The organism is Gallibacterium sp. ZY190522 (assembly GCF_054166015.1).
Genome location: NZ_CM135118.1, coordinates 2,340,225 through 2,366,383, shown reverse-complemented (window position 1 = coordinate 2,366,383; position 26,159 = coordinate 2,340,225). Strand labels below are relative to the sequence as shown.

General features: G+C 37.5%; 33 protein-coding genes. 6 read left to right on the top strand and 27 right to left on the bottom strand.

Annotation, left to right across the window (positions count from 1 at the left end):
• Positions 1 to 65: 65 nt before the first annotated feature.
• The 14 genes from ACXPAV_RS11385 to ACXPAV_RS11320 form a co-directional block, all read right to left on the bottom strand.
• Positions 66 to 506 (bottom strand): hypothetical protein, encoded by a 441-nt coding sequence (locus ACXPAV_RS11385; RefSeq protein ID WP_458003530.1) that lies wholly within the window; start codon positions 504 to 506, stop codon positions 66 to 68.
• 5 nt (positions 507 to 511) lie between these two features.
• The gene (locus ACXPAV_RS11380) at positions 512 to 685 is read right to left on the bottom strand and encodes a hypothetical protein (RefSeq protein WP_458003529.1); all 174 of its coding nucleotides are present in this window, start codon (positions 683 to 685) and stop codon (positions 512 to 514) included.
• A 23-nt stretch (positions 686 to 708) separates the two neighbouring features.
• The gene (locus tag ACXPAV_RS11375) at positions 709 to 1,101 is read right to left on the bottom strand and encodes a hypothetical protein (RefSeq protein WP_458003528.1); all 393 of its coding nucleotides are present in this window, start codon (positions 1,099 to 1,101) and stop codon (positions 709 to 711) included.
• A gap of 2 nt (positions 1,102 to 1,103) precedes the next feature.
• Positions 1,104 to 1,583: a hypothetical protein gene (locus ACXPAV_RS11370; RefSeq protein ID WP_458003527.1), complete on the bottom strand. Its 480-nt coding sequence runs from the start codon at positions 1,581 to 1,583 to the stop codon at positions 1,104 to 1,106.
• Between the two features lie 9 nt (positions 1,584 to 1,592).
• Complete coding sequence (locus tag ACXPAV_RS11365) at positions 1,593 to 2,150, bottom strand: DUF5420 family protein (RefSeq protein ID WP_458003526.1); 558 nt, start codon at positions 2,148 to 2,150, stop codon at positions 1,593 to 1,595.
• A gap of 2 nt (positions 2,151 to 2,152) precedes the next feature.
• Positions 2,153 to 2,320 carry a hypothetical protein gene (locus tag ACXPAV_RS11360; protein WP_458003525.1) on the bottom strand — a complete coding sequence of 56 codons (168 nt, stop codon included), beginning with the start codon at positions 2,318 to 2,320 and terminating at the stop codon, positions 2,153 to 2,155.
• Positions 2,317 to 2,514 carry an ANR family transcriptional regulator gene (locus ACXPAV_RS11355; RefSeq protein ID WP_458003524.1) on the bottom strand — a complete coding sequence of 66 codons (198 nt, stop codon included), beginning with the start codon at positions 2,512 to 2,514 and terminating at the stop codon, positions 2,317 to 2,319. The genes ACXPAV_RS11360 and ACXPAV_RS11355 overlap by 4 nt, the downstream gene beginning before the upstream one ends.
• 159 nt (positions 2,515 to 2,673) lie before the next feature.
• Positions 2,674 to 3,186, bottom strand: a complete 513-nt coding sequence (locus ACXPAV_RS11350; protein WP_458003523.1) for a host-nuclease inhibitor Gam family protein — start codon at positions 3,184 to 3,186, stop codon at positions 2,674 to 2,676.
• Positions 3,177 to 3,407: a hypothetical protein gene (locus tag ACXPAV_RS11345; RefSeq protein ID WP_416107765.1), complete on the bottom strand. Its 231-nt coding sequence runs from the start codon at positions 3,405 to 3,407 to the stop codon at positions 3,177 to 3,179. Before ACXPAV_RS11345 ends, ACXPAV_RS11350 begins: the two co-directional genes overlap by 10 nt.
• A 2-nt stretch (positions 3,408 to 3,409) precedes the next feature.
• Positions 3,410 to 3,598: a hypothetical protein gene (locus ACXPAV_RS11340; RefSeq protein ID WP_039088602.1), complete on the bottom strand. Its 189-nt coding sequence runs from the start codon at positions 3,596 to 3,598 to the stop codon at positions 3,410 to 3,412.
• An 8-nt stretch (positions 3,599 to 3,606) separates the two neighbouring features.
• Positions 3,607 to 3,822, bottom strand: coding sequence for a hypothetical protein (locus tag ACXPAV_RS11335; protein WP_458003522.1), 216 nt, complete (start codon positions 3,820 to 3,822; stop codon positions 3,607 to 3,609).
• 18 nt (positions 3,823 to 3,840) lie between these two features.
• On the bottom strand, positions 3,841 to 4,716 hold the full coding sequence (locus tag ACXPAV_RS11330) for an AAA family ATPase (RefSeq protein WP_458003521.1): 876 nt from the start codon (positions 4,714 to 4,716) through the stop codon (positions 3,841 to 3,843).
• A gap of 2 nt (positions 4,717 to 4,718) precedes the next feature.
• Positions 4,719 to 6,686: a Mu transposase C-terminal domain-containing protein gene (locus tag ACXPAV_RS11325; protein ID WP_458003520.1), complete on the bottom strand. Its 1,968-nt coding sequence runs from the start codon at positions 6,684 to 6,686 to the stop codon at positions 4,719 to 4,721.
• A gap of 13 nt (positions 6,687 to 6,699) precedes the next feature.
• Positions 6,700 to 6,915 carry a helix-turn-helix domain-containing protein gene (locus tag ACXPAV_RS11320; RefSeq protein ID WP_458003519.1) on the bottom strand — a complete coding sequence of 72 codons (216 nt, stop codon included), beginning with the start codon at positions 6,913 to 6,915 and terminating at the stop codon, positions 6,700 to 6,702.
• Between the two features lie 152 nt (positions 6,916 to 7,067).
• Between ACXPAV_RS11320 and ACXPAV_RS11315 the strand changes: the two genes are divergently transcribed.
• Entirely contained in the window at positions 7,068 to 7,808 is a 741-nt protein-coding gene (locus tag ACXPAV_RS11315) for an XRE family transcriptional regulator (protein WP_458003518.1), read from the top strand.
• Between the two features lie 223 nt (positions 7,809 to 8,031).
• Here ACXPAV_RS11315 and secB read toward each other — a convergent pair whose 3' ends face one another.
• The 3 genes from secB to ACXPAV_RS11300 all read right to left on the bottom strand — a co-directional run bounded on the left by secB (position 8,032) and on the right by ACXPAV_RS11300 (position 9,871).
• Complete coding sequence (secB, locus tag ACXPAV_RS11310) at positions 8,032 to 8,556, bottom strand: protein-export chaperone SecB (RefSeq protein WP_458003517.1); 525 nt, start codon at positions 8,554 to 8,556, stop codon at positions 8,032 to 8,034.
• A 23-nt stretch (positions 8,557 to 8,579) separates the two neighbouring features.
• A complete protein-coding gene (locus tag ACXPAV_RS11305) occupies positions 8,580 to 9,023 on the bottom strand; it encodes a rhodanese-like domain-containing protein (RefSeq protein WP_039133573.1) in 444 nt (147 codons plus the stop codon).
• Positions 9,024 to 9,187: 164 nt separating this feature from the next.
• On the bottom strand, positions 9,188 to 9,871 hold the full coding sequence (locus ACXPAV_RS11300) for a 2,3-diphosphoglycerate-dependent phosphoglycerate mutase (RefSeq protein ID WP_039094662.1): 684 nt from the start codon (positions 9,869 to 9,871) through the stop codon (positions 9,188 to 9,190).
• Positions 9,872 to 10,039: 168 nt separating this feature from the next.
• Here ACXPAV_RS11300 and envC point away from each other — a divergent pair, with 168 nt between their 5' ends.
• The 5 genes from envC (at position 10,040) to ppx (ending at position 19,438) form a co-directional block, all read left to right on the top strand.
• Positions 10,040 to 11,263, top strand: coding sequence for a murein hydrolase activator EnvC (envC, locus tag ACXPAV_RS11295; RefSeq protein ID WP_458003516.1), 1,224 nt, complete (start codon positions 10,040 to 10,042; stop codon positions 11,261 to 11,263).
• Positions 11,264 to 11,277: 14 nt separating this feature from the next.
• On the top strand, positions 11,278 to 12,099 hold the full coding sequence (locus ACXPAV_RS11290; RefSeq protein WP_335797419.1) for a divergent polysaccharide deacetylase family protein: 822 nt from the start codon (positions 11,278 to 11,280) through the stop codon (positions 12,097 to 12,099).
• 128 nt (positions 12,100 to 12,227) lie between these two features.
• Positions 12,228 to 13,967 carry an autotransporter assembly complex protein TamA gene (gene tamA / locus ACXPAV_RS11285; protein WP_458003515.1) on the top strand — a complete coding sequence of 580 codons (1,740 nt, stop codon included), beginning with the start codon at positions 12,228 to 12,230 and terminating at the stop codon, positions 13,965 to 13,967.
• Positions 13,964 to 17,941 (top strand): autotransporter assembly complex protein TamB, encoded by a 3,978-nt coding sequence (gene tamB, locus ACXPAV_RS11280; RefSeq protein ID WP_458003514.1) that lies wholly within the window; start codon positions 13,964 to 13,966, stop codon positions 17,939 to 17,941. The genes tamA and tamB overlap by 4 nt, the downstream gene beginning before the upstream one ends.
• A 12-nt stretch (positions 17,942 to 17,953) precedes the next feature.
• Positions 17,954 to 19,438, top strand: a complete 1,485-nt coding sequence (gene ppx / locus ACXPAV_RS11275) for an exopolyphosphatase (RefSeq protein WP_458003513.1) — start codon at positions 17,954 to 17,956, stop codon at positions 19,436 to 19,438.
• Between the two features lie 83 nt (positions 19,439 to 19,521).
• Here ppx and ACXPAV_RS11270 read toward each other — a convergent pair whose 3' ends face one another.
• The 10 genes from ACXPAV_RS11270 to ACXPAV_RS11225 all read right to left on the bottom strand — a co-directional run bounded on the left by ACXPAV_RS11270 (position 19,522) and on the right by ACXPAV_RS11225 (position 25,995).
• Positions 19,522 to 20,427, bottom strand: a complete 906-nt coding sequence (locus tag ACXPAV_RS11270; RefSeq protein ID WP_458003512.1) for a pirin family protein — start codon at positions 20,425 to 20,427, stop codon at positions 19,522 to 19,524.
• On the bottom strand, positions 20,424 to 20,942 hold the full coding sequence (locus ACXPAV_RS11265; protein ID WP_458003511.1) for an NADPH-dependent FMN reductase: 519 nt from the start codon (positions 20,940 to 20,942) through the stop codon (positions 20,424 to 20,426). Before ACXPAV_RS11265 ends, ACXPAV_RS11270 begins: the two co-directional genes overlap by 4 nt.
• Before the next feature lie 143 nt (positions 20,943 to 21,085).
• Positions 21,086 to 21,412: a thiosulfate sulfurtransferase GlpE gene (glpE, locus tag ACXPAV_RS11260; RefSeq protein WP_039173366.1), complete on the bottom strand. Its 327-nt coding sequence runs from the start codon at positions 21,410 to 21,412 to the stop codon at positions 21,086 to 21,088.
• Positions 21,413 to 21,470: 58 nt separating this feature from the next.
• Complete coding sequence (locus tag ACXPAV_RS11255) at positions 21,471 to 21,758, bottom strand: DUF5374 domain-containing protein (protein ID WP_234702164.1); 288 nt, start codon at positions 21,756 to 21,758, stop codon at positions 21,471 to 21,473.
• A complete protein-coding gene (locus tag ACXPAV_RS11250) occupies positions 21,748 to 22,401 on the bottom strand; it encodes a DUF2572 family protein (protein WP_458003510.1) in 654 nt (217 codons plus the stop codon). The genes ACXPAV_RS11255 and ACXPAV_RS11250 overlap by 11 nt, the downstream gene beginning before the upstream one ends.
• Positions 22,385 to 23,146, bottom strand: coding sequence for a PulJ/GspJ family protein (locus tag ACXPAV_RS11245; protein WP_458003509.1), 762 nt, complete (start codon positions 23,144 to 23,146; stop codon positions 22,385 to 22,387). Before ACXPAV_RS11245 ends, ACXPAV_RS11250 begins: the two co-directional genes overlap by 17 nt.
• Positions 23,097 to 23,630 carry a pilus assembly FimT family protein gene (locus tag ACXPAV_RS11240; RefSeq protein WP_458003508.1) on the bottom strand — a complete coding sequence of 178 codons (534 nt, stop codon included), beginning with the start codon at positions 23,628 to 23,630 and terminating at the stop codon, positions 23,097 to 23,099. The genes ACXPAV_RS11245 and ACXPAV_RS11240 overlap by 50 nt, the downstream gene beginning before the upstream one ends.
• A 142-nt stretch (positions 23,631 to 23,772) precedes the next feature.
• A complete protein-coding gene (locus ACXPAV_RS11235) occupies positions 23,773 to 24,234 on the bottom strand; it encodes a ClpXP protease specificity-enhancing factor (RefSeq protein WP_039173356.1) in 462 nt (153 codons plus the stop codon).
• 9 nt (positions 24,235 to 24,243) lie between these two features.
• Complete coding sequence (sspA, locus tag ACXPAV_RS11230; protein WP_039173354.1) at positions 24,244 to 24,882, bottom strand: stringent starvation protein SspA; 639 nt, start codon at positions 24,880 to 24,882, stop codon at positions 24,244 to 24,246.
• A gap of 141 nt (positions 24,883 to 25,023) precedes the next feature.
• The gene (locus tag ACXPAV_RS11225) at positions 25,024 to 25,995 is read right to left on the bottom strand and encodes a sigma 54-interacting transcriptional regulator (protein ID WP_458004431.1); all 972 of its coding nucleotides are present in this window, start codon (positions 25,993 to 25,995) and stop codon (positions 25,024 to 25,026) included.
• Positions 25,996 to 26,159 lie beyond the last annotated feature (164 nt).

Here is a 26,159-nt window from a genome sequence, read left to right as displayed (position 1 = left end):
TTAAAACGGGGTTAAAACACATTATTCCGCCCTCTGAACCAAAGGACGGTAAATGGGTTCTAAATTTACCCACCAAGTCTTGGGCAAGGACATTCCCAAGTATAATCATCAAATTTAATACACTTGCTTAACGTTACCTTGCCTCTTACCACCTCTAGCTCCTGATTAAAAGGCCATCCTCGCTCAAAGCCATAAAAACGGAAATCAACGTTAAAACGCGTACTTAACTCAATTAGCTCAGATTCTCCTAATCGCCACGCCGCCATGATAGGGATAATGACAATAAGGCATTCAGCCGATCCGTATCCCTCAATTGTTTCATTACGCCCATTATCGCAATAAACACGTCCTATATTTTTAATTAGCTGCCCTCCGATATTTTCAATCTCCAGATCACCACATCCATTCACTTGCACGTTACAGTCATCAATACATTCAGTTAAAAATTGAGTAATATTTTCAACTTTACCTCTGATTTTTAAATCACCTACGCACCAATTTGGCATATTATTTACTCCTTATTTCTCTCTGTTATATCAACCATTTGCATAACTGCTTCAACCACCTCATCAGCAAATAAAGCCCGCACTTTATCTTTATCATATTTAGATTGGATATAAACCGTTTTGATAAAAGCTAATACAGCAGTATCAAAATCATTTTTTAGATCAATGTTATGTTTCATTTGCTTTCCCCTGTTTATGAGCGTTAATACAATTCCTTTTCCAATAACTTTATCTTTCGCAAAAGTTCATTTCTCTGTGTTAGCAATCCAAAAAGCAATCCTTGGATATATTCGTTTGCTTCGTTTTTTTCTGACGCGGAAAAAGCCAGTTGATAGTCCTCATTTTCCCCTTCAAACTTCACGCTTGCAGTAGCCGTAACGGGTTGCATCTCTTGGCTAAACTTCTCAAAAAAATGGGATAAAATAGACAATGCGTAAATGCAATCTTTCATCAATTTCCTAATCGTAAAATTTAGCTCTTTGGGTGCTTCTGATAACATTTTCCCTTGCTCGATAGACCACTGAATACCTATTTCAGCTGTCTCATCATCACGAAAATCAAAGGTTGCCGTTAAAACTAAGGTAAAGGATTTCATTTTTATTCCCCTTTCATTTGATAAATTGGATATTCGCATCTAAGTAATCGATAACACGCTGTGGTTAAATTAAAGACATTAATGCTTTCAGTGGGGATTGTTCTCTTACAAGTTCTTGTTTCATCGGTATAATCAAATGGTAGCCCTGCATTTTGCCAAAATGTAATTGCACTGATTACAACGGCTTTGACATCTGCGTTGATCACAAAAGCTTTACTATCTTTGCCTAATCTAGGTAATATTCTTCCTTGATTAATCAGTTGGTTAAGGCGTACTCTAAATTGGCTTTTACTTAATGTCGCACCAGCATAAAGGTTAGTGCGATGTAACAATGAGAACCGTTCAAAATCATCATCTCTTAATGCGTTAATATCATAAGTGCCTAGCTTATGCCCCATATAGTGTATAACTGCATTTCGAGCAACCCTACCTAGTGTTTCATCCCAGATATACGCTAAAATCTCATCATCTGTTATTTTCATTTTTACCCCTTATTTTCCCTGAATAGCCAAAAATTCACTTTCTTTGATTTCAGTTAAGCTATCTGGCACAGCAGGAAAATCATCACCCGAACATCCCTGACCTTTTACCGGAATGCAAACTAAAAGCACCTCTCCACAAACGCCCGCTGATGAGAAGTAACCAATTCGCCCATCAAGCACCATTCTGTTTATATCTAGGCATTCTGTGATAAATTTTTTAAAAGGAGGATATTGCCGTAAGATTTGATAGACATTGTAAATTGCTTTATCTAGCTCTTTTCCAATCTTATATCGCTTATCTGGTCTAACAATGTATTTATCCTGACTATCACTCAATGTTAATTTATAGCCTTTGGTTTGCTTTAATTGCTCAAGGTGTGGATTGTCGCTATTGCAAACAATCCCACTGATAAATTCTTCGCCCCCATACCAACCATCATAAAAAGGCATTGTGTCAAAAATCGCTTTTAATTTTTTATTACGTTCTTCAAATCGTTTTAACCAATCTTCATTCAGCGTTTTTAGTGGCTCTGCGTTTAAGTTACCTTTAAAATATCTATATTCCATTTTTACCCCCGTACTTGCCATCTTGTTTTTGGCAGTTGATTTTGCACCAGATCCAGATACACGCCTGCGGCGATATAGTTGCCTGTGTTAATCGCTTGCATTGCTTGTTGGAGCTGTCCGATCATCACATTGAGCTTTAATACCAGCTCGTTTTGTTTTTGTGTTGTCATTGTTCACCTCGACTAAATGGTCGCACTGCCATTCTGTTGCAAAATTTGCTGCGTTCAGTGGCATATTCGCAGTTGATCTCTTTTTTTGCCTTGCCGGAGGCAAGTTGCCAATGCAGTGCAGCATCGTGGTATTGTTGCTTTTTCTCCAATTCTGCCGCCTGTTCGGCGTAGTCATAGTAGGCTTGGTTTTTCATTTTTTTTGCTCCTGTTTTGTAGTTAAAACACTTTATAAACACGCCTTAAATCGGCTTTAAAGCGTGTTGAAAAGGGCTTTATAATTTCGTTGTTAACCAACAGATCCAACCAATCAAAACTAAAATCCCAATCAAAAAAATTAAGATATTTATATCCATTTATTTCACCCCCTGTTCAAACGGTGTAATGACAAAATCTTCCACGCCTTTTTTAATGGTGATGCCGGTTACTGTTGCCGCCAATTCGGCTTCTGCCAACATTGCTTCTTTGTTCGGTTCTTCTTTCGTCCTGATAAAACGAGTTAAGCCTAATTGTCGTAAACGTTCTAAGACATCTTCCGCTTTGCGAATTAATACACTTGGTGGACGTTGTCGCCATTGGACTTCCCCAGTATTAAACGAGCCCGTTTTTGTTTTGCCGTTGTTGGTGAGTTCAGCACGATTGGCTTCACACCAAATTTCAATCGCTTTTTGCAATGGCTTGATTTGCGCCTGTAAATCGGCAATTTGTGGTGCGTATTTTTCGGTAATTGCCGCCAGTTCATCATTTTGATGAGTGGCAACACGTTGTAATTCACGCTGTAAATCACCCACTTCTTTAATCGCGGTTTCGACTTCTTCACGCGTTGTGTAGCGCACGGTGTCGCTTTTTAGTCTGGTTTTTACTGCCATCTTCTTTTCTCCTCGTTTTTTGTTACTGTCATTTGGTTATTTAATACCGCTCTCACTTCTACCCAGCCGGTAAATTTCTTCACTTCAAAATGGTGTATACCTTCTGTAAGCGCCTCAACTAGCGCCTCTGGGGAATTTGCTGCTTTTATTGCAAATAAATAACAATGCCGTTCAAATAATTTTTTGTTACTGCGGTAAATTTTTTTGATGTTTTCCTGCATTTTTAATCCTCAATTTTGATTGCAATTAATCTTGTGTTTTTGTCGCTATATTTCGCTAAGTAATGTTTGTTGTTGATTTTGTAGATAAAATTACGTTTCACCCCCAGTTTTTGTGCCAATTCATCCGCTGTGCCGTCTGCTAAATTTTGCTCTCCTTTGTAGACGGCATAAATTTTTTGACGGCGTGCCATTTTTCACCTCAAAACCAATACACCATACAGTTGCCGACTTGAGTTACAAACCGCTCACGGCGTTGCCCATTAATTTTTTCCACAATCTGCGTTGCATTTGCTATTAAGCGTTGGCTTGGGCGTAAAATTAAAAAACTCGGAAAACGCCCATCTTTTGATTTCACAATCTCCACACCCTCACGGCGTAACGCATAAGCGGTATCAATAATGTCTGCTCTTGCCATTTTCTTTCTCCTCTGGTATTAATTAATCAACATTTCTGCATAACGGTTAATCAATGCTTCGCTAATCGGCTTGCCGTGCATTTCTGCTACGCGAATCACCCCTCGCATTAGCTTGTTTAAGCGTCTGGCGTTGCCTTTGCTTACTTTGTAAAGTAAGTCGTTAAATTCGTCTGTGCCTAAGCCTTGTTGAGCAAGTAAGGCGATGTCTTCCTTATCTAGGGCGTTTTGTAAATCGCAATGTACGCCCGCACGGCTATATAACTGGGCTAACTCACCATATTTCCCTTTGAGGTTCACGATCAGTCTCGGCATTCCCGCCAACACCACACCACACTTAGTTAAATCGTGGATACGACGTAAATATTCCAAACTTTTGGTGCTTAATAGTTCCGCTTCGTCCACAATAATTAAGCGGTTTTCACCAAGTTTTTCGATGATACGGGTAAAGAGTTCGTGGTTTAGTCCGTTTTCGTTTAGTCCCAACTGCTGACATAGATTTTTAAGTAACACTTTCGGGCTGTAACTTGGCTCAACTTCAACAAAAATGGTTTCGGGGTTGCGTGCCACATAATGTTTTAACGCTTGGGTTTTGCCTAAGCCTGCTGCCCCTGTAATCACCGCAACATCATTTTCTGCGTGGGCAATGTAGATGGCATCTAAACAACGTTCTGCGGCATAAGTGTTGACAAATTCCCCATTAAAACGGCGTTCCACCACCTTATCTTTTTCACGTTGCAACAAGCGGGCTACCGCATCATCTATGTCTTCGGTTTTGCCGTTGTAATTACCTTTTAAATACTGGCTGACGGTAGTGATGGATTTACCAATGGCTTTCGCAATTTGCCCCTGCGTTAGCCCGTGTGTCTGCATATAGTGTTGTAATTGTTCTTTCATTTTTAACCTGCCTTTATTTTTTGCTGTTGACGTTTCATTTCGCTTGGGAACACGGCGATTTCTTCTACCTCTTCCCACTCTGATGATCCTTTCACCCTGATTTGATGTAACCAGTCCGCACTTTCTTTGTGCTCTATACTGATAACAGGATTAAGTTCTGCATTAATTTCATCCACCTGCTCCTGTTTGAGTTTCATTCGGCGTTGATGACGTGCTTGGCGAGCTTTATCGACAAAGGCTTCAGCAAATGCGGCACGTTTGTTACCGTTCCAGACGGCATCACAGAGATAAGTGCCGTCTTGTTTGCGGATAATCACACTGTTGGCATCGTGGATATCAAACGCCACCACCACTTTTTCGCCGTCCACATCCAGCAATTTTTGACTAAAGTAATCATTGTTAAAGAGCGACACCCAGCCACGTTGAGCAACACGCAACACTTGCGGTCTAAACATATCGCGAGCCTCGATTGGGGTAACTCTAATAATGTCGTCATTATTTAATAGCTGTTGGCGTTTACGAGCGGGCGTCATCCCGATTTCACGGTGGATATGCTCGTTGTTGTACCAATCAACCCCAATTTGCACCGCATCAATAAACTGTTGCCACGTTGGCAGTTTGCCTTTTGCCCACTTTTGTTTATCTGTCAACTCGGTTTTATTTGCTCGCATTGCCTTATCAAGGCTAATCACCGCTGTTGAGGTTTTACGCACGGTTTCACGGTCTGCACCTGTGCCGTGGTAAGTGGCAAATTGGCGAGCAATGCGTAATGCTAAGGTTTGGTTTACCCGTTCAATAATCCCTCGTGCTTGTGGATTACCGGGGATACCGGTTTGGTGATTAATCCCTAATCTCGGTAAAATTCCTGTAATATCCGCATCCAGCATCCAGTTTTTTTCGCCACCACCGTTATCGGAATAATAAATCGCCGGGATACCGTGTTTTTCGACTCCGTAGCGGATTGCGTCCGCCACCGCTAAACAGTTTTCGACAAGTGATACCGACCAACCAACGACAAAGCGACTTGCGGTATCCATTACTAAGGTTAATTCAGGAATAAACGGGCGACCGTGATCAGGGTGAGCGACCCTCATTTTCATACTATGTCCATCGCCTACCCAGACATCATTGGCTCTTAGCACCGACCAATCACGTTTCACGTAAGTGTTTAATGCACGTAATTCCGCACCGGTTTTACGTCCAATCGCTCGCATATACGGATTAAGTTTTTTCAATCCACGTCTTACAGCAGAGAGCGATGGCAAAATTTCAAGCATATAAGGTTGATCTTCATAATGTTCCGCTGCTTGCGAGATATATTGAGCATAGGCTTCGGCAATATTGACGCCGTTCGTGTTGCGATACACTGCTAAAAAGTGTGGCAACCAAGTCAACTCATTAATATCTCTTTCACGTCTTTGCAGAGGAGCAAGACGTTGTAATCTTTCGGCTGGGGTTTTACATTTTTCGTAATCAAGTACCCATTGATTAAGGGTTCTTTCTGATAAGGTTCTCTCACTTTTTCCGTTCTTATTACGAGCATTAGCTACCTTAATTAGACTTTGTACGTGTTCAGGCAAACCATTATTCTTTGCTTGATTACAAAAATACTTAATTGCTTTATAACGTGGTTGTAATTGTTCTAGTTGCTGTACATAGGCAATAATAGCCATTCTTGCATCAGCAATATTCCGTTGTTCTTCTGTTAGATTTTCTAAGTTAGATGTATCTATATTAGATAAGCTAACGTTTTCACTTTTATTTAAAAATTTCTTTGCTATATAAGTTTTAACAACAATTTTTAACTCTTCTGGAAATGCATTGATATTGTATTCAAATGCTTTTGTTCCTTGCTTTTTTCGTCTTATATCAGGATTTTCTTTTGCTAATTTATCTAAAGCAATTCGACATCCTCTAGGCGTACTAGGAAATTCTGGACAATTAACAAATTCAGATACTGTTAGCCACATATATCCCCCGTAATTAGATAGCTTGTGTTGGATAACGTGATGGCCAAATATCTTTTGGTTCAACTCCAATCGCTTCGGCAATAATTCGCTCGCCTTTAGGATAACGACGATCAAGAGCATTATTTAATGTGCGTGAATTCAGCCCAGCTTCTCTTGAAAGTCTAGCTAAATTTGTTCCTTTCTTATTTAATGCATAGATAATATCTATTCGTTTCCAGTCATTATTCATTGCATTTGTTCCTTTTTCTGATAACCTAAACTGCTATTACTTGTAATAATACAAGAGTGTTATTCACTGTAATAAAATTATTGATCAGAAAAAGGAACAAGTCAATAAAATTTTGTTCCTTTTTAAGGAAATTAATTAAGAGGGTAAAAACTATGTCAGCCCAATCAGAGCAACAAAAGGATCAGGTTGAGGTAAAAATGGATAATGATCCTTTTAAAAAGGAACATTCAGGAACAAAATTTAGCGAAAGATTAAAACAACTGATCGGTAATAGGAGCGGTCGTTCATTTGCTAAAGAAGTAAATATTTCATATAGCACATTACATAATTATTTATCAGATATAAGCCAACCTACATTGGATAACTTAATAACTTTATCTAAATATGCAGGCGTCAGCATTGAATGGTTAGCATTAGGAACAGAACCAGAAAAAACAGTTAAAAATGAATCTGAAAAAACAGAACTCAATTTATATGCTGATAATTCATATATTATTGATTATCGTAATGTGCTTGTTTCGGCAGGTTTTGGACGTTTTAATGACGAAATAGATAACCCAGACTATACAACCATTGAAACATCATGGCTGAAATATAGAGGTTTTAAAGCAGATGATTTAGCTATGTTTAGAGTTAGTGGAGATAGTATGTATCCAACTCTTAAAGATAATGAAGACATTATCGTTAATATGGCACAAAAACGGCTACAAGAAGGAAAAATTTTTGTAATAAATCATCAAGGATCTATGTGGGTCAAAAAAATCCATTTTGATTTTAATGGTATTAAACTAATCAGCGACAATCCAACATATCCGCCAATTACTTTAACTTTAGAGGATATAGATGCTTTAATGATTATTGGACAAGTTGTGAGAGGATATCGGGATTTTTAAACTTTAAAAGTGATCACACGTTTTTTAAAAACAGATTAAAACGTTTTTAAATGTGGATCACTTTATGCAAAAAATAACGCATTTTTCGCTCATTTCTGCTCAAATTCATTTCCTTTTTATTTTGCATAAAACTACACCACCAACCACCATAACCTCAATAAACACAAGCCTTCACCTAACTTTTCCGACCCAAATTTTTTCTTTTTACTTTATGCAAAATTAATCAGTACCCCATAACAGTTTCCGTTTTTTGTTCTTGGGCAGTCTCCGCCTGCGCTGCTTGTTGACGTTGCAAATATTCAACAAATAAAGCATCAAAATTAACCGGTGCCAAATTTAATGCAGGGAATGTGCCTCGATTAACTAAATTTGAAACTAATTCTCGAACATATGGAAACAACATATTCGGACATTGTGAAGTTAATGCGTGAGCTAACTGCATCTCTTCTAAACCGCTGATGGCGAAAATACCAGCCTGTTTTGCTTCACAAATAAAGGCAACAGTATCAGTACCTTCCAGTTTGGTTTCAATAGAAACATTAAGTACCACTTCATAAAGATTTTCTGCTAATACATTTGTTTCTGTATCCAAATCAAATTTTAAGACCGGTTTCCATTCCTGTTGGAATAAATGAGGTAAATTCGGTGCTTCAAATGAGACATCTTTTACATAAATGCGTTGAATCTGCAACATTGGTTGTGCTTGTTGTTCTGAACCTTGTTCTGCTGTTTTATTTTCTTCTGCCATCACTAATTTCCTTTTTTATCTAATTAACTTTTTTTAACAAGAGGTAAATTCGCTGCTCGCCAACCTTGGATTCCCTCTTTTAATGAATAAACCTGCTTAAAACCTTGTTTATACAACTGCTCTGCTGAACCGCGTGAAGTCATTCCTGAAGCACAAACAACAATGACCGGTTGCTCTTTGTACTGCTCCAATTTACCAAGATTATGCTGTTTAATATCGCTTGGTAACACATTTTGACTGCCTGCGATATGACCACGCAAAAACTCTTCAATACTACGTAAATCAATAATAACGGCATTCTGTTTATTAACTAATTGTGACAAAGTCGCTTGATCAATCTCTTTTGCACCAGAAACAGCACTTTTTACAAAAACATAAATTGTCCCGATAAATACGACAATCCACGCAATAACCATCACCGTATGTTGAGAGGCAAACGCTATTGCCTTCGGCATAAATTCTTCCATTTATTTTGATCTCTTATCTTATTAATGGTTAAAAAGTTGAATAAGTATAACCTTACTCTATAGAATTAAACAATCGAAACATCATTTTTCCGGAAAAAATCTCAACAAAAATAAAGCACTTCTCTACATTATGCAGAAAAGTGCCTATTTCTTTTAATTAAGCATTAAAGATAATATTTTTTAATTACTTTCAAATCATCGCTTAATTCATAAACTAAAGGCTGTCCAGTTGGGATCTCTAAATCCATAATGCCTTCATCAGAAATACCTTCTATGTGTTTCGCCAAAGCGCGAAGTGAGTTACCGTGAGCCGCAACCAATACTTTTTTACCGGATAATAATGCTGGTGCAATTTGATCTTCCCAGAAAGGTAACACACGATCTAAAGTTACTTTTAAATTTTCACAATCAGGCACTACATCCGCCGGCAAATGTTTATAACGGCGGTCATTATGTGCTGAATTAGGATCATCTTTTGCTAATTCAGGCGGCAGTACATCATAAGAACGACGCCAAATGTGAACCTGTTCATCACCAAACTCTTCCGCAGCTTCTTTCTTATTTAAGCCTTGTAAACCACCATAGTGACGTTCATTTAAACGCCAAGTTTTAATTTGTGGAACCCATAACTGATTAGATTCTTCCAAAACAAGATTACAAGTTTTAATTGCACGAGTTAATACAGAAGTAAATGCGATGTCAAATTCAAAACCAGCTTCTTTTAATTTACGTCCTGCTGCTTTTGCTTCTTCAACTCCCTTTTCACTTAAATTAACATCACGCCAGCCGGTGAAAAGATTCAATGCATTCCATTCACTTAAACCATGACGAATAAACACTAATTGCATAATGATTCTCCTAAAAATTAGATCAAAAAACTGCGCTCTTTATAACAAAATTTGATTACTTTTAAAATAGAACGGCTTCGCTTTTATTAGAATTGCTGATCTTTAACAAAAAAAATTCTAAAATAACACCAAATTATTCTGTTTTTTATCATTATCATTGTTTGGATTATGTTCAATACCCGTTTTACTGTTCAGTCTTTATGCCACCTAATATTGTGTTCATTATTACTAATGAACAGCAATATCAGCTATGCAGTAAATGATCTTGCATCAATTCAGCAACAAATAAAACAACAAGAACAAAAGATTGCTCAGCAACAGCAAGAAAAAAGCCAGTTACAGTCACAACTAAAATATCAACAACAAAAGATTGAAAAAATTAGTGATCAACTGCAACAAAGTAGAGATGAACTAAAAACAATTCAACGCAATATTCAAAACGGGCAAAAACAAATTCGCCGATTACAACAACAAGAACGCGAACAAAAGCAACAGTTGGCACATTTGCTTGATTCTGCTTACCGTAAAAATTTACAACAACACGAAATTGAGAAAATGTTCTCTCAAGAAGCACGCGACAGTGATCGAATGAATACCTATGTGAAGTACATTAATCAACAAAAAATCGCATTGATTCAGGATCTTAAACAGACTCAAGAACAGCTAAAGCAGCAACAACAGCTAGTTAAAGAACAGCAACAACAGCAACAACAGGAAATTAACAAGCAACGCCAGCAACAGCGTTCATTACAGCAAGTTAAGAACGAACACCAATCCACATTAGCCAAATTAAATCGCAGCCTAACCGCCAATCAAAATAAATTAACGCAATTAAAAGAGAACGAAAACCGACTACGCCAAGAAATCGCTGCGGCGGAACGAGCTGCTAAACAACGAGAACAACAGGAACTGGTCTCTTTACAGAAAAAACAGAAAAAAGCGGAACAGGAACATCAAACTTATAAACCGACAGAAAAAGAGCAACAGTTGGTTGGGAGAGGAAATGGTCTCGGAGCGGCACGCCGTCAATATATAATGCCGGTTTCCGGACGAGTAAGTAACCGCTACGGCTCAATTCAAATGGGAGAAATCCGCTGGAAAGGCATTGTTATTCAAGCCAATCGTGGTGCAAATGTGAGAGCCATTGCTCCGGGCAAAGTGATTTTAGCTAATCGTCTTCAAGGTTATGGTTTGGTCATTGTGATTGATCACGGTCGAGGTGATATGAGCATCTACGGTTATAACAGTACATTGCAAGTCCGAAATGGCGATGTGGTCAGTGCCGGTGAAACTATTGCTCAAGTTGGGCAAAATGAAGACGGTCGTGCAGCACTCTACTTTGAAATTCGCCGTCAGGGTGAACCAGTAAATCCATCACATTGGTTAAAGTAATAGCGGAGTTAACAGTGAAATATTGCATAAAATGTCTTCTTGCGTTATTAATGCTGTTCAGTTTGTCACCTAATGCTGCTCAATTAGCTATTGTGATCGATGATATTGGTTATCGTCAGCACGAGGACAATGCTATTTTTGCACTACCTTTAGCCGTCAATGTTGCTATTATCCCTTCCGCACCTTATGCACAACAACGTGCAAAACAGGCTCATCAGCAAGGTCGTGATACTTTAATACATATGCCAATGCAAGCTAAAAGCAATATAAAACTAGAAGCCAATGGCTTAGTGCTTGGGCTAACACCATCCCAAGTTTCATATCGTATTGATTTAGCACAAAATATTATTCCCAACGCTATCGGAATGAATAATCATATGGGAAGTGCCGCCACTTCCGATAGCGGTTTAATGCATATGCTAATGCAACAGTTAGCGCAAAGAGGATTATCATTTCTGGACAGTAAAACCATAGGTAATAGTGTTGCTGTCAAAATTGCCAAACAATATGGTGTTAGTGCGTTAGAGCGTAATATTTTTCTTGATGATAATAATGAATATGACAATATACAGCGCCAATTCCAACGAGCCATTCAATATGCAAGAAAACATCAAACCGCTATTGTTATCGGACACCCTAGAAAAAATACTATTGCCGTGTTACAGCAACAGTTATCCCATCTTCCAGCAGACATTGAATTAATCAAGATCAGCCAACTTTGGCAACAATCTCCCCAATTACTACAGCCATTTAATTTCTGGTTTAGTGATATTCCTGCACCAACATCAAAGCCACCATTCTATTTTCAAGAAAATTTACGAGGAATTCCGCAGTAAAATTAGGTTTAATTCTTGAAAATTCAGTCATATATTGTTACCGTTTACGCTATTTTTAAATTTTCATTTAATGATACTAATAGTAAGAAATTAATTTCGATAGTGAACAATAATCCAGAGGTTCGGTAATGATGAAATGGCAAAAAATATCTTTCTCTCTTACAATTTTATTTGCCGCCCTATCTGCTTTTGCCGATAAGCCGATGACCTTAAAAGTGGAAGGTATCAAAAATAAAACCGCCTATAATAATGTGATGGTACATCTCTCTTCACTAAAAACTATCCCTGTGGAAAATTCAGATCGTTATTATTATTTGGCAAGTAAAACGATTGATGAGGCATTACGTGCTGTTGGTTATTTTAACAGCAAAATTGATTATCAATTTGTGCCACAGCCTAATGCTAAACAGGATATTCTAATTGCTACCGTTATGTTAGATGAACCTGTTAAAATTGCCGAAATTCAGGTACATCTATTGGGTGATGCGAGAAAAGATGAGAATTTTCTTGCATTACAAAAACAGGTTCCTAAATTAGGTAGCGTCCTTAATCAAGGCGTTTATGATGACTATAAAGGGGAATTAGAAAAAGTAGCTCTTGCTAAAGGTTTTTTCGATTACCAATTTTTAACGCATCGTTTAGCGATCCTACCTTCTGCTCACGAAGCCTATTGGCAACTTACCTTCGACAGTGGTAAACGTTACCATTACGGTAAAATTCGTTTTCAAGGTTCACAAATTAGAGACGATTATTTGCATAATATTCTTGCTATTCAAAGTGGAGATCCTTATTTAATCAATGATCTTTCTGAATTAAGTACAGACCTCTCTGCCAGCAACTGGTTTAAATCTGTTTTAGTTCAGCCTAATATTGATAAACAAAATAAAAAAGTCGATCTTGATGTTTTAGTTCAACCCCGCCTAAAAAATAGTTATGAAATCGGGATCGGTTACAGTACCGATGTTGGTCCTCGTTTACAGTTCGGTTGGAACAAACCTTGGATTAATAGTCGTGGACAAAGTTTTTCTTCCAATTTCTATATCTCCGATCCTAAAAAAACCATTGAAGCAACCTATAAAATTCCCTTATTAAAACAACCGCTTAACTATTATTATGAAATTTCTACCGGTTATGAAGAAGAAAAGAAAAACGACACTGATACCTCCGGTTTAACCTTAGCCATTCTTCGCTATTGGAACAGAGAGACAGGTTGGCAAAATTCTTTCGGCGTAAGAGCTCGTTATGATAACTTTACCCAAGCGAATGTTTCCAACCGCACAGTATTAATTTATCCAACTGCCGGTTTTAACCGTACCCGTGTTCGTGGGGGATTATTTCCTTATTGGGGAGATGCACAGAAAATCACGCTTAATTGGGGGAATAAAGCAGTAGGCTCAGATGTCAATTTTTATTCCGCTATTGCCTCCACTTCTTGGATTCGAACTTATGCAGAAAATCATCGTTTTTTAACTCGAGCAGAAATTGGTTATCTCTCAACCAATCAATTTGACAAAATTCCACCGGCACTACGTTTTTTTGCAGGCGGTGACAGAAGTATCCGCGGTTATGGTTATCATAAAATTTCACCGAAAGATAAAAATGGTGAATTAACAGGCGCAAATCGCCTTTTTACCGCCAGCCTAGAGTATCAATATCAGGTGAAACCAAAGTGGTGGGCAGCTATTTTTTATGACACCGGTTTTGCTTCCGATCGTTTTGCTTTCAATGATTTACGTAAAGGAACAGGCATTGGTGTGCGTTGGAATTCCCCCATCGGTGCGGTAAAATTCGATATTGCTACCCCAATTAATGATAAAGACGATAGTAAAAATATCCAATTTTACATTGGTATAGGAGCAGAATTGTGACAGATAATCCAAAAAATCCCGAAACAGAACAAGCTACTGACAACGCACAAACTGCTTCAATTGCGATAAAGAAAAAAACATCCAAGAAGATTATCAAATGGTCTGCAATCAGCCTATGTGTGCTTATAATTTTACTGTTTACCACGATTATCTCATTGCTAAATAGTGAAACCTTGCAACACAAACTACTCACACTGCTTGATCAGAAAATAGAACAAATACAAATTACTGAAGTAAAAGGGAATTTAAAACAAGGATTAACACTATCTAATCTTACTTATCATACTGACGGCATTATACTTATCCTGCCAAAAACGCAGTTACAACTTACACCACAATGTTTATGGCAAATGACGATTTGCATTAATCAATTCAGCCTACAACAGCCACAAATTACGATTGATACGGCATTGTTACCACCGAGCGAATCGGATGACAATCAATCCAATAGAGGTTTTACAATGCCGATTAGCTTAAATTTGCCACAAATTGAGATCAATCAACTTACGCTTAAAATCGATAATCGTTTGATCACTCTCGATCATTTTTCTACCGGCTTACAAACAGACAGAAATAAGCATTTTCATCTGTTGCCGACAAGAATCAATGGTTTAAGCGTTATCGAAACAGTGGAAAATCAGCTTTTGCAAAAATTGGAACAACTTGATGTTACAGATAAACCAACACAAGAAAAAGAAGTTGAAAAACCAATGGATTGGCAAGCGTTAAAACAATCTTTAAATCAACCATTATTGGATAAAAAGCAAACACTAAAACTGCCTTTTAGTGTTGAAATCGATATCATTTCCGCCCAGAATTGGCTTTATCGCCAACAAAATACCAAAGGAAAAAATTTATCAGAACAGAAACTCAGTGAATTAGTGTTGAAAGCAAACAGCGATGATCAACAATTCAATTTAACTAAGCTCTATTTACGCAGCACTATTGTCGATCTTGATGGTCAGGGGCAGCTACAATGGCGTGATAATTATCCGCTTCAATTCACGCTGAAAGGAGAATTTCATCAACAAAAAATCCTCGATGAAAAAGGTGAACAACACACATTTCCAAACAGCCATTTAACTGTCACTGCCAACGGTGAACTGTACGCTAAAACCAACATTAACACCAGCATTAGCGGCGTGGTGGATGCTACGCTATCATCACAGCTTGAATTAACCGCAGCAAAAACACCGTTTAACTTGGATTTAGCGATTCAACAGGCAAAATATCCACTATTCTTAAGTAAAAGTGAAAATCCAGCAACCGATCAGATCCGTTTAGTGAAAACAAAATTGAATGTTGTAGGTGATCTATTGCACTATCAAGCGAATTTACAAGGTAACGTTGAAGGAATGCATTCGCCAACGGTTGATCTGGAATTAAACGGTGAGGGATCGATTGGTGATTTTCGTATCCAATCCGCACATCTGTCCGGTTTAGGCGGCAGTGTTGATTTACAAGGTTACACCTCTTGGCAAAATGAGGTCACTTGGGATAGCCGGTTGCAATTAAAAAACCTTAATGTTTATCGCTATTTTCACAGTGTAGATTGGTTGGCAACCCTCTCCGGCGAGTTGGCTTCTTCAGGCAAAGTCGATGCTCAAGGCTGGCAAGTGGATATTCCTGTTATCAATCTAACCGGCAGTGCGAATAACCACCCAATTAAAATTCAAGGCGATCTTGCCCTAAGCAATCAAACACCTCTTTTCAGCAAAGGATTTCAATTTGACTACGGACAAAATCATCTCATTTTAAAAGGCAAGTTAGCACAAGATTCACAATTTGATTTAACACTTAATGCACCTAATTTTAGTGGACTCTATCGTGGTTTAGAACTTGCAGCACAAGGTGAAATACAGATTAACGGTGATATTCATCAACCGGAGCTAGATATTGATCTTGACATAGCAAAGATCAAATTTGGCACATTTTTGCTGCAAAATGCAGATATCAAAGGAAAAATACAAAGTGATCAACAAAATATTCGCGGTAATCTTGCCTTAAAATTGGCTCAATTTAAACTGAGTGATACAACCCAATTCACACAATTACAACTCAACGCCCAAGGTGATGAAAAAAATCATCAGCTCAATTTACGCTCTCAAGGTAAACCAGCAGCATTAGATATTGATGTACACGGAAGTTTTGACCGCAATGCAGGACGTTGGCAAGCCAATCTCAAAAACGGCAGAATCGACACGCTCATCGGACAATTCAATGCCGATAAAACTATTAATATTGATTACCTCCATCAAAAACAGCAGGCGACTATTTCCGCACATTGTTGGAATAACATCAGTTTGCCACTCTGTTTCCCAGAAATATTTACCGCAGGTACGAACGGACATATTCCATTTAAATTGCAACAAGCGGATTTACGCTTTCTAAAACAATTTCTTAGCGACAACACACAGCTTAACTCTCGTTTTAATCTCGATGGTGAGGTAAATTGGTATCAGAATAAGCCACTCGATGCCAAAATTAACTTAGAGAGTAATAATTTATCATTAGTGCAAAAACTGGATTATCGCCGTTTTGAATTGAATTTAGACAGAATATCACTACAAAGTACTCTCAAAGATAACAATTTAAAACTTAACAGTGATATAAAAATTCGCAATAACGGAGAAATTAGAACTGAACTCACTTTAACCGATCTTTTGGATAGTAAAAAATTAGCCGGAAAAGTGCAATTTAAGGCGTTACAATTAGCATTAATTAAACAACTGTTAAATTCTGGAGATCAGCTTGACGGCAAAATTAATGCCGATTTAAATTTGGCAGGAACAACTTCCTCACCACAATTACACGGCAAACTAGCATTGACTCAATTAACAAGTTCTATGCCTGCATTACCGTTTAATATCAAGGATGGTTTTGCCAATCTGAATTTTAACGGTAGCCATTCAACAATGAAGGGTGAAATCATCACTCAAGAGGGTACATTGCACTTAAAAGGCGATAGCAGTTGGCAAATGTTAGATCACTGGCAAGCTAATTTAAGTGCGAAATCCGACGGACTGTCACTCAATATTCCAGAAATCGCAAAATTGACCGTAGTTCCCGATATTCATCTGCACGCGCAACCACAACACTTGAATATTGAAGGCAAAATCGATATACCTCAAGCTAATATTGACATTGAACAATTACCGGAAAGTGCGATTACAGTTAGCAACGATGAAGTGATTTTAGAACAGAAACCTAAACTTTCTGCGGATCAGCGTTTAAATAGTTTCAATCAAAAAACAAATGCATTTTTATCCACTAATATTAATATCAGTTTAGGAGAACGCGTTTTAATAAAAGCTTATGGCTTAAAAAGCCGTTTAGATGGTGTACTGAATTTACGTCAACAAGACAACCAGCTCGGTCTTTATGGTCAAATTAAATTACTGAACGGGCGTTTTGCTTCTTATGGACAAGATTTGCTCGTGCGTAAAGGTGAAATTATCTTCTCTGGATTACCATCACAACCAACTTTAAATATTGAGGCAATTCGTAACCCAACCGCAATGGAAAATAGTAATATTACTGCAGGCATTCGTGTTACTGGTTTAGCAGAATCGCCTACCATTCAAGTGTTCTCCGAACCCGCAATGTCACAAGATAATGCTCTTTCCTATTTACTCACAGGTAGATCGCTCTCTTCTGACGGTGGGAACTCAGGAGCTTCGCTAGGTGCTGCATTAATCAGTATGAGTTTATCCAAAACCGGAAAAATTGTTGGGCAGATCGGCGAGACATTCGGTATCCGTAATTTAAACTTGGAAACACAAGGTCTAGGAGATCAATCACAAGTTGTAGTTAGTGGTTATTTGACACCTCGTTTACAGGTAAAATATGGTGTAGGATTATTTGAACCATTAGCTGAATTAACACTTCGCTATCGCTTATTACCGAAATTATATTTACAATCCGTATCAGGGACATCTCAAGCTGTTGATCTCTTATATCAATTTGAACGTTAAAGGATAGTTACTATGAAAGAAATTGCTGTCGTCGATCTTGGATCAAACAGTTTTCATATGATTGTTGCCCGTATTGTGAACGGTTCAATCCAGATACTCTCTCGTCTTAAACAAAAAGTACAATTAGCCGAAGGACTCGATCAAAATCAAATCCTTAGTCAGTCAGCAATAGATCGTGGTATTGCTTGTTTAGCACTTTTCTCTGAACGTTTACAGGGATTTCCTGAGGAAAATGTACAAGTTATCGGCACTTATACTTTACGTCGAGCATTAAACAGTGATCAGTTCTTGCAGAAAGCAGCGAGGGTTTTCCCTTATAAAATCAATATTATTTCTGGTCAACAGGAAGCAAAATTAATTTACGCTGGCGTATCACATACCCAACCAGAAAAAGGTCGAAAACTGGTTATAGATATTGGTGGCGGTTCTACGGAAATGGTAATCGGTGACGACTTCACACCGTTAATTGCCGAAAGTCGTCATATGGGTTGCGTCAGCTTTGCTAAACGTTTTTTCAAAGACGGCGTTATCAGTAAACAACGTTTTCAACAGGCTAAACAATGCGCTTTAGAAAAAATTGAAGATCTCGCTTGGGAATATCGTCAACTTGGCTGGGAATCAACTCTCGGTTCATCCGGTACAATAAAAACCGTCAGTGAAGTTCTATTGGCTCTGCATTTTAAAGATGGGCTAATCACCCTTAATCGTCTTAATGATCTAATCGAACGTACCCTCAAAGTAACTCATTTTACACAACTGCATTTGCCAGGATTACATCACAATCGCATTGATGTCTTTGTGCCGGGACTGGCAATTTTAGTAGCACTATTTGAAACATTCCAAATAAAAAGTATGCGTTATTCGGATGGCGCAGTACGTGAAGGCGTAATGTACAATTTTGAAGATAAATTCCGTGTTGGTAATATTCGTGAACGTACGGTAAACAGCTTGAACCAACAATTTAATCTGGATCGGCAACAGGCACAGCGAGTTGCACAAACTGCACAGATGTTGGCAAAACAGTTTAAATTATGGAAAGACACACAATACAGCGAAGAAATGAAACAAATTTTATACTATTCCGCATTAACTCACGAAGTTGGTATTGTCATTAACCATCGCAATGTACAAAAACATTCTGCCTATATTTTACAAAACACCGAATTGCCCGGTTTTGATAATGAACAACAACGTTTATTAGCGATTTTAGCACGTTTTCATACCGGAATTTTCCGTATTGCCGATATCCCAGACTGTTATCGTTACAACAATGACGATGTAATATCGCTGATTTTATTATTACGTTTAGCCGTTATTTTTAATAAAGCACGGCAAGCAACGGAACAGACGGAAATTAGATTACAAAACAAAAACGCTCAACAGTGGCAATTAACTTTTCCGAATCGTTATCTTAAAAATAATCCACTGTTAAATAACGATCTTCAACAAGAACAAAAATTTCTTGCCTCTTTGGGGATCATTTTTAATTACCAATAAAAATATAAGGGTACTTTTCTCTGATCTGTACCCTTATGCATTTCAATTCTTTCGTATCTTAATCGATTGATAATTCCAATGAATTATCTTTTTAATCCTGCTGGAATTGCTGGGGCGACAAGGCGCGATAACTCCGTCCCTTGCAAATCAATCGAACCAAATCGAGGATGATGGTTATTCCAATCATTAACTGCCTGTTCCAGATCCTGCACATTATCGGCAACAAAATTCCACCAAATCACTGTTGGATGCGACAACGGCTCACCGCCCAATAACATAATATGCGTTCCCTGCTCTGCCCACATCTTTAATTCTCTCTGAGCAGATGTGCAATCAGATAAAATCGCAATTTCATCCTTGGCATAGCTCTCTCCATTAATTTTAATTGTGCCGTTTATCACTAAAATGGCATATTCAAATTTATCCTGACGCTCAATTTCAAATGTTTGAGCCTGTTGAAAACGCATATCAACACCCACTAACGGACTAAATTGACTAGTCGGTGCTTGATGACCTTGATAACTACCGGTTGTCAAAATGTAATCAATACCCTGATCCGACCATTCCGGCAACTGCGGATAATGCTCAAAATTAGGCTCGATCTCTTTATCCATCGGCAAAGCAATCCATAACTGCACCGCGTGCAGATTTTTGACACCGGATGGCGTCTGTTCCGTATGGCTGATACCACGATGATTACCGGTTCCGGCGGTCATCAAATTTACCTGTTTCGGACGAATTAATTGGCGATTACCTAGACTATCCTGATGCCACACTTCTCCTTCCAACATCCAAGTGAATGTTTGCAAATTAGTATGAGGATGCAAACCAACCTGCATTCCTTTATTTTCTTGACTAAATGTTGCTGGGCCAGCGTGATCAAGAAAACACCACGCTCCTACGGTTCTATGCTTATGTTGAGGCAAAAGACGAGCGACAGGAATACCGCCAACATCTTTAGTTTTAGCCAAAAATTTATCAATACTCATTTATTTTCTACCCACTGAAAAAAGTGTTCCGCAAACTGTTTTAAGAAATTAGTAGTACGTTCATCTAGATCAAAACTTGCTTTACTCAAATAAACTTCTGGTTGAGATAAAACATTGGCACCAACAAAAGTCAGCACTTTTCGCAGATCCAAACCGGCATTAATACCACCATAAACCCCTGGAGAGGCTGTTATAATAGCAACCTTTTTATTTATCCACATATTTTTTCCATAAGGGCGAGTAGCAATATCAATCACATTTTTTAATGCGGCAGGAATGGTTCGATTATGTTCTGGAGACGCAATTAGAATAGCATCGGCACACTTTATCTGTTCTCTCATACGATTATAGGATGGAATGTCTATTTCATCTAAATCCTGGCTATACAAGGGAAAATTACTAATATCAATCTCTTCAATTTCAACATTCTCTGGTGCAAATTTCAGAATTTGATTTGCAATATGACGATTTAATGATCGCTTGCTTAAACTTCCTACAATGAGTGCAATTTTCATAAATTCATCTACCAATAATTATAAAAAAACAAGGGGGTAATCCCCTCTAAATAGTACAATATCAATCAAAATTAACTTCTTTCAGAATCAAGTTGTTCATTATTATGTTCAATTTCACATACTTTTAAATATGATCTTTAGATTCACAAGCCCGACTCTATTGGTAACTCCGCTTTGCACCAAGCATCGAAACCGCCACGAACACTATAAACCTCATCAAAACCTTGCTCGACTAAAAATTGTGCTACATTACGGCTGCTGTTACCGTGATAACAAATGATTACTATCGGATCTTCAAAATCACATCGTTGGCAAAATTCACCATAACTTTGATTTGTCAAGTGAAACGCACCTTGCGGATGACTATATGCAAACCGCTGTATATCTCGTACATCAACTAGAAACGCCTTACGCTCCTGAACCAGTTGCCACGCAGTTTGTGCATCAATTTCTTGAAAAGTTTCTACCATAAATCCCCCATAAAAATGAGCCGATATTATACAGAATTTCATTTGATTATTAACAATCTTACAACACAATTTTTCCTAGCGGATAATGCACAACCACCTGATTACCACTACATTGAATATTAAAAATAATGCCATTTTGTTGCACGTTTTTTTCACAATTTTCACCGATTACTCTTAAATTCCATTGGTTTTCAGCAATTTGCAAAGCCTGTGTCGCTTGCCACAATATTGCTGTTTGATGTTGCTGCCGATTAATCCAATGCTGCACTGATAACAATAACAGTGACAAAAAAATCAACGCCGTCAATACGCTAATAATAGTGCCACCCTTCAAATTATATTGCATCAAAATCACGCCAACCACCCCTCATTTTCCAACTTGAATATCGTTTTGATAACTTCCGGATAATCTCTGCATCAAATACAATTTTAATATTTTCACCATAACGCAATTCTCTTTCATAAATAATTGCACCAAAAATAGTGCCTTTTCCTAAAATTTCTACATCATTGAGAGCAACAATCACACCATAAAAATCCTGTTCTAAGGTAATTACATTCTGCTCCACTTTCCATATTTGCGGCTGCACAGCTGAAGTGGGTTCCATCGATGATGTAGAGAACGGATAGTTGATATTGAAATATTTTTTTAATGGCGAATTTAAATTTTTTTTCGGTTCCTGAACAAAAATCTGTTGTAACTCACAATCAATAAAATGGTTTATTCCACTACCAAATTTATATTTTTCTGCGGTTAATCTTTCAGTATAATTTAAACTATCTATATGATTAGACTGACAAAAAACAGAATATTGTTGTTGATACTGTTGATATAACTGTGCTTGTTGCAAGGCATAATCTTGTCTTATTGATAGATTTTGATGATAAAGTGATAAATCATCTTCTGCCACCAACAACAATAACAGCACAATAGCGTTAATAAATAACAAGGTTAATAAATTGAGATAACCACTATGGTAATGCTGCATTTTGTACCTCATTGAGTAATGGCACTAATGCGGTGGCTTGATAGGTGATCTGTTTTTGCTCATTTAAATATACTTTTAACGTTATCTGAATCCCTTTTTTCTCTGCTAACCAATGAAATTTCAACGTTTCCACTACATAACTTTCCGGCAACAATTTATACCAACGTTTAGCAGTACAAGCCGAATTATTAAGATGTCGTTGGCACTCCTCAGCACGACATTCTTCGACAAAACTATTTTTTTCCATCAACAACATTTCAATATTATTATTGCCATAACGATAACCGAACAGTTCTTCGTTCAATTTGGTACTGCTATTGCGTCCATTTTCAATACAAGCTTGATTTTTCCGTTGACTACCTATACAACCATCCATATTTAGATCATAAAAAAACATAACACATTGATAATAACTGGATTTTTCCTGATTTAATTGAATACTCTTACCATCTATCTGAAACAATGCGAGGTTATTTTCCTGTTTCACAGCGTGATAGCCGGCACGGCGTAAATCTTTACTCATCAGCTGCAACGCTTTATGTACTTGATTTTGCAGTTGTAACTGCTGCTGTTGTTGCTGGCGATATTGATGAATTCTCATCAACAATGAAACTAAGAAGGATACAATTAACATCGAGATCATCAATACAATTAACATTTCAGGCAGTGTTGCCCCGACAAAATAGGTTTTATGCTTAATCTTCATACTCATATTGTAAACAGGCACTCTCTGATATGTTTTCATTGATTCTTACCTCACCAATGCCACTATATTTAAACAATATTCTTTGCTGCCCTGCCTGCAATAGAAAACACTTCTTTTTCATCGTATTACGTTCCGGTTTAAACGTAGTCAACTCTTTTGGATAATAATCTTTAGCAATAAAAGTAACTCTTTCCGGTGAATATGGCATATAGACTAATCTTTCTTGATATTTCTCACAGCCTTGTAAATATAAACAATTACAAATTGTTGTACTTTTTGGCTGTGCAATTAAACACCAATTATGTGATGATTTATTGGCTATTAACTGCCAGCTCTCCAAAGAATGGTTTATACGTTGTTGTACCAATGCCAAATAGCGTTGCAATCGATTCTGTTCCACATAAAGTAGAAATTGTTGCTGAATATTACGCCAATCAGGTGCAACCCATAACAACGACAAAGAGAGAATAAAGATCACGACTAACAATTCAATCAAAGTAAATCCCGGTTGATATTTAGACATTACAAAAATCCAAAACACTTTTTTGAATGAGATTAATTGTTTCTAATAACAATGATCAAAATAGTGCTTGTTTTTGCGATCAGGATCGAAAAAAGAAAATTAAAATAAAAAAGTGCCGCATCAGGTGCGGCACAATGGAGGATTAATCTAGAATTCTAAGATGAGAAGTTTTTTTCTGCGCTTGGCTTTGTTCTTTAGACTTCTCTTTATTTTCGTCAGGTGGCGTGTCTACAATATCGGTAAAACCGTTCGGCTGATCATCATTGATTTCAGCGATTTCATACGCTTCTTCCTCTTCAAACATCACACCATCGCCATTTTCACGCGCATAAATTGCTAACGCTGCACCCAATGGAATCACAATATGCCGAATAACTCCATTAAATCTGGCACTAAAACGAATTTCTTCATTACCAAGTGAAAGATTACCTACTGCATTTGGTGATAAATTCAGCACAATCTGACCATCTCTTACATATTCAACCGGCACATCAACATTTGGATAATCGGCATTCACAACTAAATAAGGCGTAAGCTCATTATCGACTAACCAATCAAAATAAGCTCTTAGCAGATAAGGACGTTTCGGTGCTAATACTGTCATTATTTATCCTTATTTGTCATCCATAATATTTAACGCACTACTATTACCTAATGATTTAGCAAAGCTATCACGTGAAAACACTTTATTCATATAATTTTTAATAGCTTTACTACCGGCACCGCTGAACTCAATTCCTAATAATTGAATTCGCCATAATAAAGGTGCTAAATAGCAATCAACTAAACTGAATTCATTGCTCATAAAATATTCATATTGAGTGAATATCGGTGCAACTGCTAATAATTCTTCACGTAGCTGTTTGCGAGCAGACATCGAATCTGGATTGTTTTCATCCACTGCTTTCGCAAAAACAGGATACCAGTCATTTTCAATACGTTGCATTAACAAACGGCACTCTGCTCTTGCAACCGGATATACCGGCATCAAAGGTGGGTGAGGGAAGCGCTCATCTAAATATTCCATAATAATTCTAGAATTAAATAAAACTAAATCTCTATCCACTAATGTCGGCAAACTTCCGGTTGGATTCAGTTCCAATAAATCTTCTGAAATTTCTCCCGGCTCGATATTTTCAGTTTCATAGGCGACACCTTTTTCAGCCAACACAATTTTCACTTGGTGACAGTAAATATCGTTTTTGTCGGTAAAAAGTGTCATAATTGAGCGTCTATTGGCTGCTATCGTCATTTATTCCTCCGCTAAAAAGTGGGTATAAGCCAGTTACCCGAATAATAATTTAAAAATTTGACCGGTGATTGTAGCACATTTTGCCGTCATACTGTTATAAATTTAAAAAAATTGAATGTAACTATTTAATCTATAAAGATTTTATTTTGTAATTCCATAGTGACGTAATTTATTAGCCACCGCAGTATGTGAAATACCTAAATGTTGTGCCAATTTTCGCGTGCTTGGATATTCGGCATAGAATTTCTGCAAAATTGCTGCTTCAAAATATCCCAACATCTCTTCCAACGTTGCGCCTTGTAACTGTTCAAGATTAAACTGAGAACACCATTGCTGTTGCAAATGCAAGCCACTAATGGTTAACTTTCCATTCTCTACCAATGAACAAGCACGATATAAAGCATTATACAATTCACGAACATTACCTGACCAAACGTGTTTCTGCAAAAATGTAATAAAATCATTATCATAGTACGGCTGAGGTATCCCTAAACGAGCAGAAATCTGTTTCACAAACTGCTGTACTAACAGAGGAATATCCTCTTGTCGTTCTCGTAAAGGTGGAATATTTAATGTCAGCACATTTAAACGATGATAAAGATCTTCTCGTAGTTTTCCCTGTTCTACATATGAAAATAAAGGTTCCTGAGTAGTACAAATAACACGCACATTAACATAATGTTCCTGTTCCTCACCTACTCGGCGAAAAGAACCATCATTCAAAAAGCGTAATAATTTAGCCTGCATCGGCAAAGAGAGTTCAGCAATATTATCCAACAACACCGTGCCTTGATTAGCATACTCAAAAAAACCAATGGTTTTATGACCATTAGTGTTATAACCAAACATTTCCGCTTCTGTGTCTTCCGGAGGTAATCCTGCACAATTTACCGCAATAAACTGTTGATCACGTCGATTACCTAATTGATGGCACGCTTTAGCAATAAATTCCTTTCCTGTTCCAGTTTCACCTTGAATCAATAATGGTGCATCAGAAAAAGCGAATTTTTTTGCCATCGAAACCATTTCTGCCATTCTTTTACTTTTTGCCACCACCTCATCAAAAGTATTGCTGTGATAAATATTGAATTGTTGAGCATCGATACGCAACATATCGAAAGATTGTAATGTAACCACACTACCAATAAATCGCTGTTCATTTTCTGCCAGTGTTAACGGCAATAAATCAAAACGCCAATGCTGTTCGTCCAGCTGAATATGATGAGAAATTGCCAATGGTGTGGAATGTTGTTTTAACTGTTTTAAAAATGATTGAT

Coding starts and splice junctions, on each gene's coding strand:
- ACXPAV_RS11385 (WP_458003530.1), bottom strand. CDS start 506: ATGCCAAATTGGTGCGTAGGTGATTTAAAAATCAGAGGTAAAGTTGAA.
- ACXPAV_RS11380 (WP_458003529.1), bottom strand. CDS start 685: ATGAAACATAACATTGATCTAAAAAATGATTTTGATACTGCTGTATTA.
- ACXPAV_RS11375 (WP_458003528.1), bottom strand. CDS start 1,101: ATGAAATCCTTTACCTTAGTTTTAACGGCAACCTTTGATTTTCGTGAT.
- ACXPAV_RS11370 (WP_458003527.1), bottom strand. CDS start 1,583: ATGAAAATAACAGATGATGAGATTTTAGCGTATATCTGGGATGAAACA.
- ACXPAV_RS11365 (WP_458003526.1), bottom strand. CDS start 2,150: ATGGAATATAGATATTTTAAAGGTAACTTAAACGCAGAGCCACTAAAA.
- ACXPAV_RS11360 (WP_458003525.1), bottom strand. CDS start 2,320: ATGACAACACAAAAACAAAACGAGCTGGTATTAAAGCTCAATGTGATG.
- ACXPAV_RS11355 (WP_458003524.1), bottom strand. CDS start 2,514: ATGAAAAACCAAGCCTACTATGACTACGCCGAACAGGCGGCAGAATTG.
- ACXPAV_RS11350 (WP_458003523.1), bottom strand. CDS start 3,186: ATGGCAGTAAAAACCAGACTAAAAAGCGACACCGTGCGCTACACAACG.
- ACXPAV_RS11345 (WP_416107765.1), bottom strand. CDS start 3,407: ATGCAGGAAAACATCAAAAAAATTTACCGCAGTAACAAAAAATTATTT.
- ACXPAV_RS11340 (WP_039088602.1), bottom strand. CDS start 3,598: ATGGCACGCCGTCAAAAAATTTATGCCGTCTACAAAGGAGAGCAAAAT.
- ACXPAV_RS11335 (WP_458003522.1), bottom strand. CDS start 3,822: ATGGCAAGAGCAGACATTATTGATACCGCTTATGCGTTACGCCGTGAG.
- ACXPAV_RS11330 (WP_458003521.1), bottom strand. CDS start 4,716: ATGAAAGAACAATTACAACACTATATGCAGACACACGGGCTAACGCAG.
- ACXPAV_RS11325 (WP_458003520.1), bottom strand. CDS start 6,686: ATGTGGCTAACAGTATCTGAATTTGTTAATTGTCCAGAATTTCCTAGT.
- ACXPAV_RS11320 (WP_458003519.1), bottom strand. CDS start 6,915: ATGAATAATGACTGGAAACGAATAGATATTATCTATGCATTAAATAAG.
- ACXPAV_RS11315 (WP_458003518.1), top strand. CDS start 7,068: ATGTCAGCCCAATCAGAGCAACAAAAGGATCAGGTTGAGGTAAAAATG.
- secB (WP_458003517.1), bottom strand. CDS start 8,556: ATGGCAGAAGAAAATAAAACAGCAGAACAAGGTTCAGAACAACAAGCA.
- ACXPAV_RS11305 (WP_039133573.1), bottom strand. CDS start 9,023: ATGGAAGAATTTATGCCGAAGGCAATAGCGTTTGCCTCTCAACATACG.
- ACXPAV_RS11300 (WP_039094662.1), bottom strand. CDS start 9,871: ATGCAATTAGTGTTTATTCGTCATGGTTTAAGTGAATGGAATGCATTG.
- envC (WP_458003516.1), top strand. CDS start 10,040: ATGTTCAATACCCGTTTTACTGTTCAGTCTTTATGCCACCTAATATTG.
- tamA (WP_458003515.1), top strand. CDS start 12,228: ATGATGAAATGGCAAAAAATATCTTTCTCTCTTACAATTTTATTTGCC.
- ppx (WP_458003513.1), top strand. CDS start 17,954: ATGAAAGAAATTGCTGTCGTCGATCTTGGATCAAACAGTTTTCATATG.
- ACXPAV_RS11270 (WP_458003512.1), bottom strand. CDS start 20,427: ATGAGTATTGATAAATTTTTGGCTAAAACTAAAGATGTTGGCGGTATT.
- ACXPAV_RS11265 (WP_458003511.1), bottom strand. CDS start 20,942: ATGAAAATTGCACTCATTGTAGGAAGTTTAAGCAAGCGATCATTAAAT.
- glpE (WP_039173366.1), bottom strand. CDS start 21,412: ATGGTAGAAACTTTTCAAGAAATTGATGCACAAACTGCGTGGCAACTG.
- ACXPAV_RS11255 (WP_234702164.1), bottom strand. CDS start 21,758: ATGCAATATAATTTGAAGGGTGGCACTATTATTAGCGTATTGACGGCG.
- ACXPAV_RS11250 (WP_458003510.1), bottom strand. CDS start 22,401: ATGCAGCATTACCATAGTGGTTATCTCAATTTATTAACCTTGTTATTT.
- ACXPAV_RS11245 (WP_458003509.1), bottom strand. CDS start 23,146: ATGAAAACATATCAGAGAGTGCCTGTTTACAATATGAGTATGAAGATT.
- ACXPAV_RS11240 (WP_458003508.1), bottom strand. CDS start 23,630: ATGTCTAAATATCAACCGGGATTTACTTTGATTGAATTGTTAGTCGTG.
- ACXPAV_RS11235 (WP_039173356.1), bottom strand. CDS start 24,234: ATGACAGTATTAGCACCGAAACGTCCTTATCTGCTAAGAGCTTATTTT.
- sspA (WP_039173354.1), bottom strand. CDS start 24,882: ATGACGATAGCAGCCAATAGACGCTCAATTATGACACTTTTTACCGAC.
- ACXPAV_RS11225 (WP_458004431.1), bottom strand. CDS start 25,995: ATGTTGCGTATCGATGCTCAACAATTCAATATTTATCACAGCAATACT.